The 19,938-nt window shown below is 67.9% G+C and carries 12 protein-coding genes; 4 read left to right on the top strand and 8 right to left on the bottom strand.

The features are described 5' to 3' along the window. Window positions 1-2: 2 nt before the first annotated feature. The 8 genes from ACE3RX_RS04440 to ACE3RX_RS04405 form a co-directional block, all read right to left on the bottom strand. Window positions 3-1,001: a glycosyltransferase family 2 protein gene (locus ACE3RX_RS04440; RefSeq protein WP_374480727.1), complete on the bottom strand. Its 999-nt coding sequence runs from the start codon at window positions 999-1,001 to the stop codon at window positions 3-5. A 121-nt stretch (window positions 1,002-1,122) separates the two neighbouring features. After that, the gene (locus tag ACE3RX_RS04435; protein WP_374480725.1) at window positions 1,123-2,334 is read right to left on the bottom strand and encodes an aminotransferase class I/II-fold pyridoxal phosphate-dependent enzyme; all 1,212 of its coding nucleotides are present in this window, start codon (window positions 2,332-2,334) and stop codon (window positions 1,123-1,125) included. Between the two features lie 77 nt (window positions 2,335-2,411). Beyond that, window positions 2,412-5,762, bottom strand: a complete 3,351-nt coding sequence (locus tag ACE3RX_RS04430; protein ID WP_374480723.1) for a PAS domain S-box protein — start codon at window positions 5,760-5,762, stop codon at window positions 2,412-2,414. Between the two features lie 458 nt (window positions 5,763-6,220). Beyond that, window positions 6,221-6,700 carry a cytochrome c gene (locus tag ACE3RX_RS04425; RefSeq protein WP_374480721.1) on the bottom strand — a complete coding sequence of 160 codons (480 nt, stop codon included), beginning with the start codon at window positions 6,698-6,700 and terminating at the stop codon, window positions 6,221-6,223. 118 nt (window positions 6,701-6,818) lie between these two features. Then, a complete protein-coding gene (locus ACE3RX_RS04420; RefSeq protein ID WP_374480719.1) occupies window positions 6,819-7,709 on the bottom strand; it encodes a dienelactone hydrolase family protein in 891 nt (296 codons plus the stop codon). Between the two features lie 31 nt (window positions 7,710-7,740). Then, a complete protein-coding gene (locus tag ACE3RX_RS04415; protein ID WP_374480717.1) occupies window positions 7,741-8,715 on the bottom strand; it encodes an SMP-30/gluconolactonase/LRE family protein in 975 nt (324 codons plus the stop codon). A gap of 276 nt (window positions 8,716-8,991) precedes the next feature. Continuing rightward, window positions 8,992-11,178, bottom strand: a complete 2,187-nt coding sequence (locus ACE3RX_RS04410; protein ID WP_374480715.1) for a multiheme c-type cytochrome — start codon at window positions 11,176-11,178, stop codon at window positions 8,992-8,994. Window positions 11,179-11,237: 59 nt separating this feature from the next. After that, window positions 11,238-13,583, bottom strand: coding sequence for an arylsulfatase (locus ACE3RX_RS04405; RefSeq protein WP_374480713.1), 2,346 nt, complete (start codon window positions 13,581-13,583; stop codon window positions 11,238-11,240). 412 nt (window positions 13,584-13,995) lie between these two features. Between ACE3RX_RS04405 and ACE3RX_RS04400 the strand changes: the two genes are divergently transcribed. The 4 genes from ACE3RX_RS04400 to ACE3RX_RS04385 all read left to right on the top strand — a co-directional run bounded on the left by ACE3RX_RS04400 (window position 13,996) and on the right by ACE3RX_RS04385 (window position 19,921). Beyond that, window positions 13,996-17,169 carry an efflux RND transporter permease subunit gene (locus ACE3RX_RS04400; protein ID WP_374480711.1) on the top strand — a complete coding sequence of 1,058 codons (3,174 nt, stop codon included), beginning with the start codon at window positions 13,996-13,998 and terminating at the stop codon, window positions 17,167-17,169. An 18-nt stretch (window positions 17,170-17,187) separates the two neighbouring features. Beyond that, window positions 17,188-18,459, top strand: coding sequence for an efflux RND transporter periplasmic adaptor subunit (locus tag ACE3RX_RS04395; RefSeq protein ID WP_374480709.1), 1,272 nt, complete (start codon window positions 17,188-17,190; stop codon window positions 18,457-18,459). Between the two features lie 16 nt (window positions 18,460-18,475). Then, the gene (locus ACE3RX_RS04390; RefSeq protein ID WP_374480707.1) at window positions 18,476-18,838 is read left to right on the top strand and encodes a hypothetical protein; all 363 of its coding nucleotides are present in this window, start codon (window positions 18,476-18,478) and stop codon (window positions 18,836-18,838) included. A 189-nt stretch (window positions 18,839-19,027) separates the two neighbouring features. Beyond that, window positions 19,028-19,921: a TauD/TfdA dioxygenase family protein gene (locus tag ACE3RX_RS04385; RefSeq protein ID WP_374480705.1), complete on the top strand. Its 894-nt coding sequence runs from the start codon at window positions 19,028-19,030 to the stop codon at window positions 19,919-19,921. Window positions 19,922-19,938: the final 17 nt, after the last annotated feature.

The following is a 19,938-nucleotide window of genomic DNA, read 5'->3' as shown; positions in this document are numbered from 1 at the left end:
CCTCAGCGGCGCACCCGGCGGTAGCGATGGCCGCCACCGGGCCCGGTGGCGCCGCAGCGCTCCGCCACCAGATAGGAAGGCCGCCCCTTGATCTCCTCATAGATCTTGGCGACATAGGCACCGAGGATGCCGAGGCTGATCATGATGAAGCTGCCGATGATCAGCAGGGTCAGAATCAGCGTGGTGAAACCGGACACTGCCCGGCCCGCCATGCGCGACACCAGCGCCTCGCCGCCCACCAGCACGGCCATCAGCAGGGTCAGCACACCGAGCACGGTGATCACCTGCAGCGGCGCGCTGGTGAAGGACACCAGCGCCGTGCCGGTCAGGCGCAGCAGGCTGCCGAAGCTCCAGTTGCGCGTCCGGCGGGTGCTTGGCGCAACCTTGAAGGGCACATCCACCTGGCGGAAACCCACCCACTGGCTAAGCCCACGGAAGAAGCGTTGCCGCTCGGCCAGGCTGTAGGTCAGGATGTCCACCACCTGGCGGTCGAGCAGCTTGTAATCGGACGCATCGCGCAGGGAGATCCCGGTCAGGCGGCCCAGGCCCTCGGTGATCAGCGTTGCCAGCGAGGCGTAGCCCTGGTTTTCGACGCTGCGATCCGCCTTCACCCCATTGACCACCATCGCCCCCTGCCGCCAGGCGGCGACCAGCTCGGGGATCAGCGCCGGCGGATGCTGCAGGTCCGCATCCAGGGTGATGACCGCATCGCCGCGGGCCGCCTGCAGGCCCGCCAGCAGCGCGCTCTCCTTGCCGAAATTGCGGCTCAGGCGCAATCCGCGCAGCCATGGCCGCGCCGCGCACAGCTCGGACACCTGCTGGAAGGTGCGATCAGGGCTGCCATCATCGACGACGATCACCTCAAACGACATATCAAGGGTCGCCAGCACCTGCTCCAGCTCGGTCAGCACGCGGGCGATCCCCGCCTCCTCCCGGTAGGCCGGCAGGACGACGGAGAGCAGCCTGGCCACAGGCCGACTGGAAGACGACGAAGAACTCATGGGCGCACCGCTGGCCGGGCCCGGGCCCGGCGACAAAAGGCATACGAGCGCCGCCACCCGTGACGGGCACGGCGCGCAATCCCGTCGGTCTACGGCCTGCGGCGGCCGACATTGAGGGCCTTCAGGCCGCCTTCGGCAATACCGCCTGATGATTACGGAAGACCGACACCAGCAGGTCGATCTGCTCGCGGGAGTGGCCGGCATTCAGGATCACCCGCAAACGCCCCTGGTTTTTCGGCACGGCGGGGAACTTGACGCTGTCCACATGCAGCCCGACGCTGCGCAGCAGCAAGGACAGACGGTCCGTCTCCACCTCGTCGCCGATCAGCACCGGCACGATCGGTGTCGCCGTGGACACCACCTGGTACGGCAAGCCCTTCATCGATTCGACGAAATAGCGCTGGTTGTCCCACAGGCGCTGACGGCGCGCCGGCTCGTCGGTAACAATGTCGATGGCCTCGCTCACCGCAAACACCTGGTCCGGCGGCAGCGTGGATGTAAAACCATAGGCCGAGCAGGTCAGGCGCAGCAATTCGCCAATGTATTTGTCGGTGGCGATGAAGCCGCCAATGGCGCCATAGGCCTTGCTGAGGGTGCCCATGCAGATCAAGCGCGGATCGTCGATGCCGAAGTGTTCGGTGATGCCGCCACCATTTTCACCCAACACACCGGTGCCGTGGGCATCGTCCACGTACACCATCGCGTCGTAGCGGTCGGCAATGGATAGCAGCTCGGGCAGCGGCGCAATGTCGCCGTCCTGGCTGAAGACGCCGTCGGTAACGATGATCTTGGTCGTCGCTTCGGAGGCCTTCAGCAGGGACTCCAGATGATCCAGGTCCAGGTGGCGGAAGGTCAGGCGGTCGGCCCCGGACAAGCGGATGCCCTCGCGGATGCTGACGTGGTTGTATTCGTCCGAGAAGAACGCGTAGCTGTGGCGGCCACGGCTGCGGTAGCCGTAGATGCGCGCGAACTGCGCCGTCTTGACCAGCGAGGACAGCACGCCGAGGTTGGTCAGGTAGCCGGTGGCGAACAGCAGTGCCGTGTCCTTTCCCTTCATGGCTGCCAGCTTCTGTTCCAGCTGATCGTAGATTTCCAGATCACCGCCAAGCAGGCGCGACTCGCAGTTACCTACGCCGTAACGCTCCAGGCCTTCCCGCGCCTTGGCGATCATGCGCGGGTGGGAGGCCAACCCGAGGTAGTTGTTGGTACTGAAGGACACATGCTCGCAGCCATCCATGCGGAAGGCCGGCGACGGCAGCGACTCGACGCGGGGAATGAGATGCACGGAGCCGCGCTGGTCGAGCCAGCGGGCGATATCCTGGAATTCTTTCATGGGTTCAGACCTGCACGGTGAAGACGGAGTGTCAGAACCCCAAAGGCTAGCGATTCAGACTGGCACGGATCTGGCGGTTAGCTGTCGGCAAACTTGCGCTCATCCGCGGCCCGCTCCAGCCACTGCAACAGGCTCTCGAGCAGGCGGGCGGGCTCCACCGGCTTGGTGATGAAATCATCCATTCCGGCCTCCAGACAGGCCCGGCGGTCATCCTCGAAGGCGTTGGCGGTCAGGGCCAGGATCGGCGTCTCCACGTAGCCGTCCAGCTGGCGCAACTCGCCGGCCGCCTCGATGCCGTTCATCACCGGCATCTGCATGTCCATCAAAACCAGCGCATAAGGCGTCCGCCGGGCCATCTCGAGTGCCTCGGCGCCGTTGCCGGCCACATCGACGCGGATGCCGGCCTCCTCGATGAGGGCCTTCACCACCTCCTGGTTGACCAGGTCGTCCTCGGCCAGCAGCACCCTTACGCCGGGAAAGCGCTTGCGCAGGCCGAGCTCCGCGTTCGAGATGCTCCGGCCGGGCGGCCGGACCGCGCACGCCTCGCCCCTCGGCAGGCACACCGTGAACCAGAAGGTGCTGCCCACGTCGATCTCGCTCGTCACCCCCATGTCGCCGCCCATCATTCTGGCCAGGCGCCGGCTGATCGCCAACCCCAGGCCAGAGCCGCCGTACTTGCGGGTCATCGAGCCATCCACCTGCTCGAAGGTGGCGAACAAACGCAGCTGATCCTCGGCGGCGATGCCGATGCCGGTGTCGTGCACCTCGAAGCGCAGGCCCACCATGCCAGGGACCTCCTCGCCCAGCGTCACGGAGACCTCGATCCGCCCGGCCGGGGTGAACTTGAGCGCATTGCCGACCAGATTGACCAGGATCTGCCCAAGGCGCAGCGGGTCGCCGCGCAAGGGCAGCTGGGCCAGTTCCGGTGTCACGTTGATCTGCAGGAGCAAGCCCTTCTGCTCGGCCGCCCCGCCCATCAGCGTGCGCAGGTTTTCGAGCACGCTGTCCAGGCGGAAATCGATCTGGTCGAGGGTCAGGCGATCGGCTTCGATCCGGGAAATGTCGAGAATGTCGTTGATCAGGGCCAGCAGATGCTGGGTCGCCTGGCGTGCCTTGCTGAGCTGCTCGATCTGGCGCGGATCGGTGGCCCGCTGCAGGGCCATCGCCGTCATGCCCATGATGGCGTTCATCGGCGTGCGCAGCTCGTGGCTCATCGTCGTCAGGAAGGTGCTCTTGGCGCGGTTGGCCGCCTCCGCCGCCTCCTTGGCGATGGACAGCGCCGCAGTGCGCTCCTCGACGAGCGACTCCAGGTGGTAGCGGTAGCGCTCCAGTTCCCCCTCAATGCGCCGCCGCTCGCTCACGTCCTCCTTGACCGCCAGGTAGTGGGTGATCTGCCCGTCGTGCTCGCGGATCGGCACGATGGTCGTGTTCTCGATGTAGACCTCACCGCTCTTGCGCCGGTTGATGAACTCGCCGCGCCACGGCTGCCCGGCGTCGAGCGCCGCCCACAGCGCGTCGTAGGTCGCGCGCGGCGTCTGGCCCGACTTCAGCAGTGCGGGGGTCTGGCCGAGGACCTCCTCGCGGCGGTAGCCGGAGCTGCGCACGAAGGCCTCGTTCACGTATTCGATGCGGGTGTCCAGGTCGGTGATGACGACGCTCTCGATACTCTGCTCGACAGCCATCGACAACTGGCGGATCTGCTTTTCGGCCGCCTTGCGCACCGAGATGTCGATGATCTCGCCGAGCACCCGGCCGTCGGGCAGCAGCACGCCATTGATCTCCACATCGATCAGGCGCCCGCTCTTGTGACGGGTAACAGCCTCGAAGAACTCGTGGCTGCCCGCCGCATTACGACGGTAATGGGTCATCACCCGCTCGACCTCCAAGGACGGGAAGAGATCCGCGACGTTCATCGCCAGCCATTCCGACTGGCTGTAGCCGAAACACAGCTCGGCCTGCCGGTTGGCAAAGGTGAAACGGGCCTGCTGGTCGGCCATCACGATCGCGTTCGGCGAGAAGGTCAGCGCGATACGCAGGCTCTCTTCGCTATCCCGCAGGGCGGCTTCGGCGGCCCGCCTCTCGGTGATGTCGATCCCCATCTTGAGGACCAGTGGCGCCCCGTCGGAGCCGACGATCGGGCGGTCGTGGATCGCATAGACGCGCCGATCCGGGCCCACCCACTCCCATTCGCAGCCCACCTCCCCCAGATGGCGCGCCGCATGGCTGCTGAACAAGGCCGCACAGTTGTCCCCGTGCTCATCCTGGAAGCGCTGGCGGTAGATGGCGTTGGCGAACACCACCCGGAAATCCGGCGTGCGCAGCACGACGAAGGCCGGCAGCGTCTCGAGGATGTCGTAGAGGCGCTGGCGTTCGGAACGGACCACGCGGTCCGCCTCGTTGCGGGCCTGCAGCATCCGCGCAAACTGTGCCGACAGGTGGCGCACCTCCGCCGGCCCTTCAGAGGGCGCAATCCCCTCCGAACGCCCGGTAGCAGCGGAGTCCACCGCCGTGACCAGTCCCCGCAGCGCCGCCTGCAGTTGCCCGCCGAAACGCCGGGCAAGCAGCAGGCTGGCCAGTGTCATGGCGGCCACGAGCAGTGCGCTGAGCGCCAAGTTGCGGGCGAGCTCCCGTTCCAGGAGGTCGACCGGCACGGCGACCGCGACCGAGTAGCCGGTCAGGTCCGAGCGGCTATACGCCCCGAGAACATCCCTCCCGTCCTGGCTCATGCCCCGCACCAGCCCCTCGGGCGCCCCGGCGAGGCGCTCCATCAGGGCCGGCGGCACCGGCTGACCGGCGACTCCAGCCCCGTTCAGGCTGCGGGCAGCAACATGGCCGGTGACATCGTAGATGGATGCCCGCCAGCCCTCCGGCAACTGCTGGGTATTGAGGATGCGCCCGAGACGCTCCGGGAAGAGGACCAGGTTCAGGTCGAACAATACCTGGCCGTCACGGATCACCGGCACATCGATGGTGATCAGGTGGCGCTTGGCCACGGTACCGACGACCACCTCCGAGATATACGGACGCCGGGAGTCGAAGATCCGCCGCACGCGGACCATGTTCTTCGTCATGGGCAGCGGCTGCCCGGCGGGAATCAGGGTGTTGAGGTACTGCTGGCCGCTGGCATCGGTGAGCACCAGCGCATCGGCGAAATCCGTCTCGGCCAGCAGCGCCATGGCCTGCTGGCCGAGCGCCGCGTAGTCGCCCCGGTCCAGGGCGCAGCTCCCCATCGCGAAGCCCTGCAACACCTTCTGCTTGCCGATGACCTGCTCTTCCACCACCTGGCGTAGCGCCCGCGCCGTCTGCAGCGCGTTCTGTTGCAGCTTGTCCGCTTCACGGCGGTAGGAGTCCACCAGCAATACGACCAGCGCGACGATGCCCGGCAGCAAGACAGCCAGAAATAGCCAGTGCAGCTTGAAGGGGCGCATGAATGTGAGGTCGACAGATCGGCAGGCATGGATTCGCGCTTGAACTTACCGCGATCCGTGCGTCCGGCCCAGCATTTTTGGAGCAGTGCCGGCCAAATCCTTAACGATGGCGACCAACCGGCCAGCGTCTGGGCCTCGTGCAGCGTTCTGTAGAGCCCATTCCGGGCAAACAAGGCTTCGTGGCTACCCATTTCGAGCAGGCGCCCACGGCCGACGATCACGATGCAGGTCCGCCCCCTTCATGATCCCGGCCGGCCGGGACTGGGTCGATGCTGGCGGTGGCCCCGTCAAGGATCGGGATCTCCGGGTCGAAGGCCAGCCCCAAAATAGCAGCGGGAGCCGTGCCCGCACACGGCGGAACGAAAAACGGGGCAGCCGAAGCTGCCCCGCCACAGGATGTCCGGAGCACAGCCGCCGGTCGGGCAAAAAAGGCCGGCCCGGACACCGCCGCAAACTGCTCAGTCCTTCTTGCGGAAGTCGTCGTGGCAGCCCTTGCAGGTCTGGCCGAGCTTGCCGAAGGCCACCTTGACCGCGCCGGCGTCGCCGGTAGCGGCGACTTTGGCGAGTTCGTTGGCTTCGGTGATGAACTTCTTGGCGGCTTCGCCGGCCTTGGCCTGCTCGGTGAACAGCTCGGGCTTGACGGTGGTTTCACGCCAGCCCTTGCCGGTTTCGGTGCCGGCCGGGTACAGCGCGCCGAGGCCGGAATTGGCGATGGCGGCGATGGCGTTGGCGGCGCGGATCACTTCGTCCTTGTTGTAGGTGCCGTCCACGCTGGCCTTGATGCGGCCGTTGTTCCAGGCCAGCACCTGATAGACGGACTGGCGCCACTTGATGACTTGCTCGGGCTTCGGCGCTTGCTGGGCGAAGGCCATGGTGGTCGCGGCGGCGGTCGTGGTCACGAGCAGGGCGGCAAGCAGGGGTTTGACGAACTTCTTCATTGTTTCTCCGTACGATCTCAGTGATGAGTGATTGAACCGTAGGGGCGAATTCATTCGCCCACCGTCGGCAGGAACGGGCTCCGCGGGCGAACGAATTCGCCCCCACGGGAACACAAAATCAGGCCTTCAGGTGCTGCTTGAAGAAGGCCACGGTGCGCGACCAGGCCAGCTTGGACGCGTTGGCGTCAAAGCGCGGCGTGGTGTTGTTGTTGAAGCCGTGCTGGGTGCCCGGGTAGATGTAGGCCTCGTACTTCACGCCGGCCGCCTTCAGGGCCGTTTCGTACTTGGGCCAGCCGGCGTTGATGCGCTCGTCGTTCTCCGCGTAATGGATCAGCAGCGGGGCCTTGATCTTGGCGGCCTCCTCGGGTGCCGGCTGGTTGCCATAGAAAGGTACGGCGGCGGCCAGGTCGGGGATGCGGGTGGCGAGGAAGTTGGAGATACCGCCGCCATAGCAGAAACCAGTCACGCCAACCTTGCCATTGCCCTGGGGCAGCTTCTTCAGGATCGCTGCGGCGGCCACGAAGTCTTCGCGGGTCTTGTTCTGGTCGAGCTTGGTGAACAAATCGCGGGCCTTGTCCTCGTCGCCGGGGTAGCCGCCGAGGGGGAACAGCGCATCCGGCGCGAAGGCGATGAAGCCGTCGAGGGCCAGGCGGCGGGTCACGTCCTCGATGTGCGGGTTGAGGCCGCGGTTCTCATGCACCACCAGCACCGTCGGCAATTTGCCGCTGGCGTTGGCCGGCTGCACCAGGTAGCCCCGCAGCGTGCCGTAGCCGGCCGGCGACGGGTATTCCACGTACTGGGCCTTGATGCGCGGGTCATTGCCCTGCACTTCCTGGGCCTCGGCGAACTTCGGGTTGAGGGCTTCGAGCAGGCCTTCGGCGGTCACACCGGCTACCGCGAACTTGGCGGCGTTCTTCAGAAACTCCCGGCGCGGGATGATGCCATGCACGTACTTGTCGAACAGCTTGAGCACTTCAGGCTCGAAATCGGCAGCAGTCTTGCGGGTCATGGAAACCTCCAACAATCGGTAAAAATCGGGCTTACTTGGCGCGCCCGGCGTAGCCGGCGGTCAGCACCGGAATACGGTAGACCGCACCACGGCCGACCACGTACAGCTGTTGCTTGCCGGGGCCGGCGAAGGCCAGGTTCTGCGGCGCCTTCGGCAACGCGATGATGCCGAGGGGCTCGCCCTTGTTGCTGAACACCTGCACGCCGGCGCTGCTGGCCACGTAGAGGCGCCCATCCTTGTCCACCGCCAGGCCGTCGGCGCCACTGGACGGACCGTTGTCGGTCTGGCGGAAGCCTTCGAGCTTGGCGAACTGGCGCTTCGGGCCGAGCTTGCCGTTGGCGCCGATGTCATAGGCGAACACGTACTCGCCGGCCGTGTTGGCCACGTACAGCACCTTCTCGTCCGGGCTCAACTGGATGCCGTTGGGGCGCTCGATGTCCTTGGCGAGGCGCTCGATCGCGAACTCGGGGGTGATGCGGTACACCGCCGGCGGCGATATCTTGGACAGGTCCGGCTTGGGATTGGCATTGGCGTTGGCCCCGGAATCGGTGAAATACACGTTGCCGGCCTTGTCCACCACCAGGTCGTTGGGGCGGCCGAAGGACAGGCCGCCGTCCACCTTCTCGGCCAGCGTACGCGCGTTGCCGGCGGGCAAGATCACGCCGACCTTCGGCTGCAGGGTCTGCACCGCCACCAGGTCGCCATTGGCCGCGAAGGCCAGCGCATTGACACCGTTGGTGTTGTCGAGGAAAACCGAGGTGGAGCCATCCGGCGCGATACGGATCACGCGGGCGTTCTGGTTCTCGGTGAACAGCACGCCGCCGTCCGGCGCGGCGATCGGGCCTTCAGTGCCCTTGAAGCCGTCCTTGATGAGTTCGATTTTCGTGCCGGCGGCGACCACGCCGGAGATGGCCGGGGTCACGGCTTCCTGGGCGTGGGCTCCGGACAGGCTCAGCAGCACACCGCCAAGGGCGGCCAGGGCGCGGAGGGAGGCTTTGAGTTTCATGGCGGTCGGTATCGGTAACAGACAATGAGGTGAGCGGCCTCGGCCGCAGGGGCAGGCCCTTCCCCTGCACGGGCCGTGCCACCCCCCTGCCGAACCATCGGGCCCTGCCGCCACGCGCTTGATTTATCGAAATAAATCCACGCGCCGGAGGATGCGCGCGGCCACCATCGCGATGCCCACCGATTGGCCGGGCTGTTGCGCTGCACACAGATCACGCCACCGTCTGCTGCCGGCCTGCTGATTTCGCAACCTCCCCATACCCGGCCGGGGGCTCGCTCAAGGGGCCGCCGCCGCCCCCCGTTCGAGACGCAGCAACTCGGCCTGATGCGCCGCCTCCGGCCGGCCGAGGCGGCGCTCGATCTGCACGAGGGTGCGCAGCAGCGCCACATCCTCCGGCAGGCGGACGCGGGCCGCAGTCAGCGTCGCCAGCGCGGCCTCGCCCAGCCCGCTTTCCAGCTGGGCGACGGCCAGCACCAGTGCGTAGCGGCCATTGTCCGGCGCCAGCGCAGCCGCCCGCGCCAGCTCCGGCAGCGCCGCATCGCGACGGCCCTGGCGGATCAGCGCCAGGCCGAGGGCATGGGCCGGTTCGGCGGCCGCCGGGGCGAGTCTGACGGCCTGCCGCAGCTGGGCCTCGCCGTCGGCCTCGCGGCCGCTGGCGCGGTACAGGTCGGCCAGGTTCACCAGCGCCGGCACGAAAGCGGTATCCAGACGCAAGGCGGTGCGCAGGGCCTGCTCAGCCGCCTCGGACTGGCCTCGGGCGGCGTGGATACGAGCAAGGTTGACGTGGCTCTCGGGGCGATCCGCGGCCAGCTCCTCGCTGGCGATCAATTCCGCCAGCACGGCACTCAACCGTTCCCGGCGTGCCGGCGGCAGGCGCTCGGCAGGCACCGCTGCCAGCGTGCGGGCCGCCTCGGTGCGCACCGCCCGCAGCGGGTCGTCGAGCAGACTATCTCCGATGCGCCAGGCCTCGGGCAGCGCCAGGCCAGCCAGCGCCCGCGCGGCACCGAGGCGCAGCAGACCTTCACCGGAACGAGCCGCCCGGGCCACCGCGTCCGCCGCCCCAAGGCTGCCGGGCAGGCGCAGCAGCGCGCCAGCCTGCTGGATCGCCGGATACTCGGCGGACAGCAGTTCGGCCAGCGGCACGCCGGCGCGGCGCCCCGCCAGCACAGCGACCGGCGGTGTGACGGCGGCTTCCGGCCGTCCGGTCCAGCGCTCGATGGCGGCGGCGGCCCAGGCCGGGCTCTTGTCCTTGTGGCAGGCCGTGCAGGCGTCTGGCGTGCCCAGGCGGGCGCTCTGGGCCGGGCGCGGCACGGCCAGGCGATGGTCGCGACGCACGTGCACGCCCATGTAGGTCTTGGTCGGCATGTGGCAGCTAACGCACTGGGCGCCGGCCGAGCCCTCGCCGTGGCCGTGGTGCTCCGGCCGGTCGTAGCGGGACGGCAGGTGGCACTGTCCGCACAGGGCGTTACCGTAGGTGCGCAGCTTGAGGCTGTGGCTATCGTGACAATGGCTGCAGGTGACGCCGGCCCGGTGCATGCGGCTCTGCACGAAGGAGCCGTACTCGAAGACCTCGTCGTCGATCTGCCCGTCCGAATGGTAGAGGCCAGGCTCGATCAGCACCGGCCGGTAGTCGTCGAGGAAGGCCGCTCCGGGCCGGGGTTCCGCCGTGAGTTGCTGGCGCCGGGAGTGGCAGCCGAAGCAGGTTTCGCCGGCCCGCTGGCCGGCCTTCGGATCGCCGTCGCTGCGGGCGATGGGCTGGTTGCCGTCGTAGCGGAAGACCAGCCGGCGCAGCTGCCGCGTCGCCACCGTCAGGCCCGCATCGGCCGCTACCGCCGGCTTGCCGCCCCGCGCCCAGAGCAGGTGCGCCGAAGCGGGCCCATGGCAGGCCTCGCAGCCGACCGCCATCTCGGCCCAGCGCGTGCGGTAGCGGTCGGACTGGAGATCGTAATTCTTCACCAACCCGGTGGAGTGGCAGGACGCGCACATGAAGTTCCAATTCTGCTCGCGGCCGCTCCAGTGCACGGGCTCGCCAGGCTTGGGCGGCGCGTCCGGGTAGAGGTGATACCAGCGCTGGCCGCCCTCCTCCCGGCGCCGTGCGTCCCACGCCACGCCGAGGGCCTGCAGGCGCCCGCCGGGCAACGCGACGAGGTACTGCTGCAGCGGATGCACGCCGAAGGTGTGGGTGACCTGGAAGTCCGCCTCACGCCCGTCCGGCCCGGCAGTGCGCACGTAGAAGGCCTCGCCCCTGCGGAAGAAGCGCGTGGTCTGGCCGTGGTGACTGACGCGCACATCGCGGAAGTCGCCGAGCACCGTGGCCGGGCTGGCGAGCTGCATCGACTGGGCGTGGTGGGACGCCTGCCAGCGCCGGGCCTCGTCGGCATGGCAGCCGGTACAGGCTTCGCTACCGACGTAGCGCGCTGCGTCGCCGGCCGGCGCCAGGGCCGGAGCGGCGAGCAGGAACATCAGGAAGACGATGCGCCACCACCCACCGAAGGATGGGAGATGGCGGCTGACAGCAGCTTTCAGCGCAGCTCCACCTCGACTTTGCCGAGGATGCCGGTGAAAGAGAACGGCACCTTGTAGTCCAGACTCACCGGCGAGCCAAGATCGGCGCCGATATCGAGGGACTCGTAGGGGCCATAGACGATCTTCGCGATGCGCCCTTCGCCAACCTGCTCGCCATTCACGAACAAGCGCCCGACGCCAGGCACCGCCACCGGCGGCTGGCCCTGCACGACGGGCGCGGAGGAGGCGGCGCCGTCCGGCGTGAAGCTGAAGGCGACCTGCAGCTTGCCCTTCGGCAGCGGGCGCGACGACACGATGTGGCCGCTGCGATGGCCGTGGGCGTTGGCCTCATAGACCAGCCGGCCGTCCTTCACGAACAGGCTGAAGCCGCCCCAGCGGCCACCGTCGGCGATCAGCACACCGTCGCCGCCGCGGGCCGGCAGCTCGATGTCGGCGGTGATGCGGTGGGCGCGCCGCGTCACGTCCGGCCCAACCCGCGACGGGATGCGGGTGACGCCGGCCCGGTAGGTGAACAGCGTGCGCCCGGCGGCCGGGTTGGGACGGCCGACACCAACCTCCGGCGTCAGCGGATAGACGTCGTTGCGCCAGGCTTCCTTGTCGAAGGTGGCGACCAGTTCGGCCAGCTTGTCCGGGTTGGCGGCAGCCACATCATGGGCCTGGCTGTAGTCCGCATTCAGGTTGTAGAGCTGCCACTGGCGCTGGCCGAAGGGCGCCTGGTTGAGTACCACGTTGCCGCGTGGCGTCACGTTGCGGCTGCCGGCCCACCAGCCGTCCTTGTAGATGCCGCGGGTGCCGCCGATCTCAAAATACTGCAGCGTGCGCGGCGAGCTGGCCGCCGGATTGTCGAAGCTGTACACCAGGCTGCGCCCTTCCAGCGGAACTTGCTGGATGCCCTCGACCTTGTCCGGAAACTGGATACCGGCCAGCTCGTAGATCGTTGGCGCGATGTCGGTGACGTGGCTGAACTGGCTGCGCACCACCCCCTTGTCACGCAGGCCCTTGGGCCACGACACCACCAGCGGGTTGCGGGTGCCGCCCAGATAGGACGGGATGCCCTTGCCGTACTGGAAGGGCGTGTTGTCGGCCCAGCCCCAGGCGGAGCCATAGAGGTTGTCGAAACGCGCCGTGCCCAGCGCGTCGATGTTCTTCAGGCGTTCCTCCAGGCTTGCCGCCTGTCCGTCAGGCCCGGTGGCATCGCGGCCGAGCAGCGGCGAGCTGACCTCGGCGCCGTTGTCACCGACGATGTAGAACACCACGGTGTTGTCGGACTTGCCCTGGGCACGGATCTCGGCCAGCAGGCGGCCGATCTGGAAGTCGGTGTAGGCCAGGTAGGCGGCGGAGATCTCGGCCTCCCGCGCCAGCAGGCGGCGCTGCTCGGCGGGCAGGGAATCCCAGGCCGGCAGTTCGGGCGGGCGCGGAGTCAGCTCCGCATTGGCAGGGATCACGCCAAGCTTCTTCTGACGCGCAAAGGTCTCCTCGCGCAGTTTGTCCCAGCCCTGATCAAACTTGCCCTTGTACTTGGCGATCCAGTCCTGCGGCACGTGGTGCGGCCAGTGGGTGCCGCCAGGGGCGAACCACACGAAGAAGGGCTTCTCGGGGTACACCGCATCGTGGGTGCGCAACCAGCGGGTGGCCTCGTCGGCCAGGTCGGCGGTCAGGTGGTAGCCCTGCTCCGGCGTGGCCTTCGGCTCCACCGGCGTGGTGTTGCGATAAAGGCGCGGCTCCCACTGGTTGTCGGCACCGCCGTGGAAACCGTAGAAGTACTCGAAGCCGAGGCTGGTCGGCCAGTGATCGAAGGGGCCGGCCGGCGTGATCTCCCATTCCGGCGTGTTGTGCCACTTGCCGTAGGCCGAGGTGCTGTAGCCGTTCTGGCGCAGCACCTCGGCGAGGGAAACGGTGTCCTTGGCCCACACCGAGTTGTAGCCGGGGAAGCCGGACGAAGAGTTGGCCACGGTGCCGAAGCCAACCTCGTGGTGGTTGCGCCCGGTGAGGAGCGCAGCGCGGGTCGGCGAGCACAGGCTGGTCACATGGAACTGGTTGTAGCTGAGGCCGTTGCGGGCCAGGTCTTGCAGCGCCGGCGTGTCGGCCACGCCGCCAAAGGTGGAGGCGGCGCTGAAGCCGACGTCGTCGAGCAGCACGACCACCACGTTGGGCGCCCCCTTCGGCGCCTGCGCCTGCTTCGGCCAGGCCGGCACCGACTTGTCGCGGGAAGGATCGATCTTGCCAGCGAAGGGCTCGGGCGGACGGGGCAGGACTTGCTGGGCACCGGCGCTGCCCGCGGCGGCCAGGCCGAGGGCCAGCGCCGCCGAACGGCCCAGCCAGACGTAGATGCGTTTCTTCATTGTTGTTCCTGTGCGGTCTTCTTCTGTAGATGTCTCCCGGCCGGGCTCCACGGATCGCCCCACTCACAAGCGGCCGCGGGGAGGCGCGGGCCGGAAACGAACCGGATTGCGACGCACGGCCCATGCCAGGACAGCTGCACGGGCACGCCATCCGCCGGAATACCGGGGCTCTGCTGGCGCATGCCGTCCACGCCCCCAAATGCCCGCCCCCATCCACTGCTGAAAACCCAACTTCTCCGCTGGCTGGCTGCTGATTTCTGCGCAAACCTCGAGCCCCAGATTGGGCATTTCCCCGCGCGGACACAGGGTTTTGCTCCATGGCCCGGAATTTGCCCGGTATCGGGGTTTGTTCCAGCCCGGCCCCGGCGCGCTTGCGCAACCCTGCCCCGCGCAGCCGGCCCCAGAATTCCCGATGTGGATCGTCAATATCGCCCTGCGGCGCCCCTACACCTTCCTGGTGATGGCGCTGCTCATCCTGCTGTCCATGCCCTATGTGCTGAAGAAGATGTCCGTGGACATCTTCCCGGCCATCGACATCCCGGTCGTGGCCATGCTTTACAGCTACAACGGCCTGCCCGCACCGGAGATCTACAGCCGCATCAGCCGTAACGCCGAGCGGGCGATGACCCAGTCGGTGGACAACATCGAGCACACCGAGTCCCTGTCGGTGGCCGGCGCGTCGATCATCAAGGTGTTCTTCCAGCCCGGCACCGACATCGGCACCGCGCTGGCCCAGGTCCAGTCCGCCGCCAACTCGGCCTACCGGTCGATGCCGGTCGGCATCGCGCCGCCGCAGGTGGTGCAGTACTCGGCCACCGATCTGCCGCTGCTGCAGGTCGGCGTATCCAGCGCCACGGTGCCGGAAACGGAAGTGGGCGAACTCACCAACGACGTGGTGCGCAACACCCTGCGCACCAAGAAGGGCGTCGAGCTGACCGCCCCCTTCGGCGCCCGCAACCGCCAGATCTCGGTGGACATCGATACCAACGCGCTGCTCGCCCGCGGCCTTACCCCGGCCGACGTCAGCGAGGCCATCGGCAACCAGACCCTCACGCTGCCCACCGGCACCATCAAGATCGGCGAGCGGGAATACGACGTGGCCCTCAACGGCTCGGTGGCCACGCTCGCCAAGATCGGCGACATCCCGGTCAAGACCGTCGCCGGCAAGACCATCCATGTGCGCGACGTAGCCAGCGTGCGCGACGGCGCCGGTCCGCTGCAAACCATCGTGCGCCACAACGGCGAGCGCGGCATCCTGACCTCGGTATTCAAGGTCGGCGGCGTGTCCACGCTAGAGGTGGTGGACCAGGTTCGCGCCGAGATCCCGCGCATCCTCGACAAGCTGCCCGAGGACATGAAGCTGACGCTGATGTTCGACCAGTCCCTGTTCGTGCGTGCAGCCATCGGCAATGTGCTGCACGAGGCGCTGATCGCCGCCTCGCTGACCGCCGCGATGATCCTGCTATTCCTCGGCAACTGGCGCAGCACCTGCATCATCGCGGTGTCCATCCCGCTGTCAATCTGCTGCTCGCTGGTGGTGCTGTACCTGCTCGGCGAGAGCCTCAACCTGATGACCCTCGGCGGCCTGGCGCTGGCGGTGGGCATTCTGGTGGACGACGCCACCGTCGAGATCGAGAACATCGAGCGCCAGATGGGCCTCGGCAAGAATCCGCACCAGGCCATTCTCGACGGCGCGCAGGAGATCGCCGTACCGGCCTTCGTATCCACGCTGTGCATCTGCATCGTCTTCGTGCCGATGTTCTTCCTCACCGGCGTGGCCCGCTCGCTGTTCGTACCGCTGGCCGAGGCGGTCGTCTTCGCGATGCTGGCCTCCTACCTGCTGTCGCGGACGCTGGTGCCGACACTGGTGATGTACCTGATGGCCAGCCAGCACGGCGTCCATCGCCCACCGCCGGCCGCCGGCTTCGCCGCCCTGTGCCACCGCATCCACGTCGGCTTCGAGAACGGCTTTGGCCGCCTGCGCGAGCACTACACGGTGCTGCTGGCCGCCCTGCTGCGCCAGCGCCGCCGCTTCGGCAGCGCCTTCGCCGGCCTGTGCCTGCTGTCCCTGGGCCTGGTGCCACTGCTCGGGCAGGATCTCTTCCCGTCGGTAGACACCGGCCAGCTGCGCCTGCACGTCCGCGCCCCATCCGGCACTCGCCTGGAGGAGATGCCCCACCTGATAGACAAGATCGAGGCGACGATCCGCGAGACCATCCCGGCCGACGAACTGGGCGACATCCTGGACATCGTCGGCGGCCCCTACTCCACCCGCAACACGCTGTTCGGCAACTCCGGCACCACCGAGACCGCCGATACAGAGATCATGGTGTCCTTCAAACCGGGCCACGCCCCGAGCAGCGACTACGCTACCCGCCTGCGCGCGCTGCTGCCGGAGCGCTTCCCGGGCGTGGAGTTCTTTTTCCAGCCCGCCGACCAGGTCAGCCAGACCCTCAACTTCGGCACGCCGGCACCGATCGACATCCAGTTCATCGGCGGCAAGCCGGCCGATGTGATCCCGCTGGCAGTGGAACTCAACAATCGCCTGCGCGCCATCCCCGGCATTGTCGATGCCCACGTCTATCAGCGCTGGAGCAAGCCTGCGCTGGCCCTGGACATGGACCGCGTGCGCTTGCAACAGCTCGGCCTGGCCGCCAAGGACGTGGCCCAGAACGTGATGGTGTCCCTGTCCGGCAGCATGCAGGCGGCCCCCGCCTACTGGCTCAACCCGAGCAACAACAACCTGTACACCATCGGCGTGCGCACGCCGGAAGCCGCCCTCGACAGCCTCGACAGTCTGCTGCGTACCCCGGTCGGCGCCCGCGAGGACGGCGCCCAACTGCTCGGCAACGTGGTCGGCCTGTCCCGCCAGGCACTGGCGCCGATGCTCACCAGCTACAACACCAACCCGATCTTCAACGTCTATGCCAACGTGGAAGGGCGTGACCTGGGCAGCGTCAGCCGCGACATCGCGGCGGTCCTCGACGACATCCGCGGCCGGCTGCCGCGCGGCGTGGACCTGGTCATGCGCGGCCAGGTGGAAACGCTGCATGACGCCTTCATTGGCCTGGCCACCGGCCTGGCGGTGGCGATCGTGCTGATCTACCTGCTGCTGGTGGTGAACTTCCAGTCGTGGATCGACCCGCTGATCATCGTCAGCGCGCTACCAGCGGCGCTGGCCGGCATCGCCTGGCTGCTGTTCCTGTCCGGCACCACCCTCAGCGTGCCGGCGCTGACCGGCACCATCATGACGATGGGGGTCGCCACCGCCAACTCGATCCTGCTGGTGTCCTTCGCCCGCACGCGCCTCGCCGAAGGCGTGCCGCCCGTCGGCGCGGCGCTGGAAGCGGCCTCCACCCGCCTGCGCCCGGTGCTGATGACCGCCTTCGCGATGATCGTCGGCATGCTGCCGATGGCCCTAGGCCTCGGCGAAGGCGCCGAGCAGAACGCCCCGCTGGGCCGCGCGGTGATCGGCGGGCTGGCCTTCGCCACCGCCTCCACGCTGCTCTTCGTTCCCCTCGTCTTCGCCGCCGTCCATCTGCGGCTGGAGCGCCGCGGGCCGCGCCACCAGCTGGCCCCCGCCTGACCGAACCGGAATCGCCCCATGTCAGACCTCAACTCGCCTCCTCCCCTCGCCAGCCACACCGGCGGCAAGACCCTGCGCTACGCACGCTTCGCCGGCCTTGGCCTGGTCGGCCTGCTGCTCGCCGGCGGCGCCCTGCGCTTCGCCTTTGAACACCAGCAGGCCCGCGCCCTCGAACAGCGCACCGCCGACAACCTGCTCCGCACCGTCTCCACCATCGTCGCCCGCCCCGGCGACAGCAAGCGCAGCGTCGCCCTGCCGGCCACCCTGCAAGGGCGCAGCGAGATCAGCGTGATCGCCCGCAGCGGCGGCTACCTTGCGGCCTGGCACAAGACCATCGGCGAGCGCGTGAAGAAGGGCGAGCTGCTGGCCACCATCGAAGCCCCGGAACAGGATCAGGAGCTGGAGCAGGCCCGCGCCGCCCGCGAACAAGTGAAGGCCCGCGTGGACCTGACCCGCGACACGCTGAAACGCTGGGAACACCTGGCCAGCCTCGACAGTGTGGCCCGCCAGGATCTGGACGAGAAGCGCAGCGCGGCCGCCCAGGCCCGCGCTGACCTCGCCGCGGTGGAAGCCAACGTGCGCCGGCTCGAGCAGCTCAAGCAATTCCGCCGCATCGTCGCCCCCTTCGACGGCGTGGTGACCCGCCGCAGCGTGGAAGTCGGCGACCTGATCGCCGCCAACGGCAAGGAGCTTTTCGCTCTCGCCCAGACCGACCCGCTGCGCCTGACCCTGTGGATCCCGCAGGTGTACGCCAGCGAAATCGCCCCCGGCCAGGAAGTGACGCTGCGCATCCCCGAGAGTCCGGGCAAGAAATTCACCGCCAAAGTCGCCCACGCCGCCGGCGCCCTCGACCCGGTGACCCGCACGCGCCAGGTGGAGCTTGAGCTGCCCAACCCCGACGGCAAGCTGCTGCCCGGCACCTACGGCGAGGTGACGTTCAGCCTGACGAGCAGCGTCAAGGCGCTGCTGGTGCCGACCAACGTGCTGGTCACCGGCCAGGACGGCACCCGCGTGGTGAGCGTCGGCCCGGACAACACGGTCAGCTTCCGCAAGGTGACCCTCGGCCGCGACCTCGGCCGGGAGATCGAGATCATCGACGGCATCGCGGCCGGCACGGTGCTGGTCAGCAGCCCCTCGGACCTGCTCGCTGACGGCGAGACCGTGCGCCCCAAGGCCCTGCCCGAAAAAGCCCGCAAGGGCGGCCCCGGCGACAAACCGGCCGCAGCGAAGACCGCCGCCACCGACACCCCCAACTCACCCCAAGCCCCCCGGCCCGCCTCCAAGGGCTGACCCACCGGAGAACACCATGACCCGCCAGCTCGCCCTCATCCTCACCACTGCCGGCCTCGCCGCCACCCTGCCCGCCCAGGCCGGCAAGATCGACAACGGCAGCTGGACCCACGCCTGCGGCCCGCGCCCGGCCGAGGTCAGCCTCGACCTGAAGAACCCCGACGCCTTCAACAAGAGCGTCGGCGCGGTAAACACCTACCGGCAGACCCAGCGCGCCTGGCTCGACTGCCTGCAGAAGGAAGGCAACGCCGACATCCAGGCCACCAGCCAGATCATCAGCCAGTTCATCAACACCGAAGCCCAGACCGCCAAGCAGGCCAACGACAAGATCGCCGCCGACGCGAAAGCGGCGGAGGCCAAGTTCGGGAACGGGAAGTAGGACGTGACGCCACCGGATTGCGCTTTATTCGCAGCGGCGCAAACCCGCACTAATCTCAAAACTGCATAAGCTCAGGCGTATTTCAGCTCATAAGCATCGGAAAATATAATGGTTCAGCCGCGCGTCTGAGCTTTCTACAGTACAGCTTTCCTTTATCGGACAGGCCGGTTCCGACCGGCCCCAGACATCATGGAAGCAGTACTGAGCACCCCCGCCGCCGGCGTACGCGCCCAATCCTTTGAAATCCGCCCCTTCAACGGCGCGGTCGGAGCCGAAATCATCGGCCTCGACCTCGCCCAGCCGGTCGGCGAAGCGGATTTCCGCCGCATCCACCAGGCCCATCTCGAACATCATGTGCTGGTCTTCCGCGACCAGCACATCACGCCGGCCCAGCAGGTGGACTTCAGCCGCCGCTTCGGCCCGCTGCAGATCCACGTGCTGCACCAGTTCGCGCTGCCCGACCATCCGGAAGTGCTGATCGTCTCCAACATCCGCGAAAACGGCCAGCCCATCGGCCTCGGCGACGCCGGCCACTTCTGGCATTCGGACATCTCCTACGTGGACAAGCCCAGCCTCGGCTCCTTCCTGCACGCCCAGGAGTTGCCGGCCGAAGGCGGCGACACCCTGTTCGCCAACCAGCACAGTGCCTACGACGCGCTGCCCGCCGAGCTGCGCAAGGCCATCGCCCCGCTGCGCGCCGAGCACAGCTACCTGGCCAAGTACGAGGAGTTGCGCAGCCGCAGCCCGTGGCGCCCCAAGCTGAGCCAGGAGCAGATCGACCAGGTGAAGCCGGTGGTCCATCCGGTGGTGCGCACGCACCCGGAAACCGGCCGCAAGGCGCTATTCGTCAGCGAGCACTTCACGACCCGCATCGTGGATGTGCCCGAGGACGAGAGCCGCCAGATCCTCGCCGAGCTGTTCGAGCTCAGCACCCGCCCCGAGCATGTCTATCGCCACGCCTGGCAGCCCCATGACATGGTCTTCTGGGACAACCGCTCGGTGATGCACGTCGCCGCCGGCACCCCCGACCACCTGCGCCGCAAACTGTACCGCACGACCATCGAAGGCGACGCGCCGTTCTGAATCCCAAAAAAACAGAG

This window comes from Zoogloea sp. (genome assembly GCF_041914405.1).
Lineage (GTDB): Bacteria > Pseudomonadota > Gammaproteobacteria > Burkholderiales > Rhodocyclaceae > Zoogloea.
This window is presented reverse-complemented; position numbering and strand designations above follow the sequence as displayed.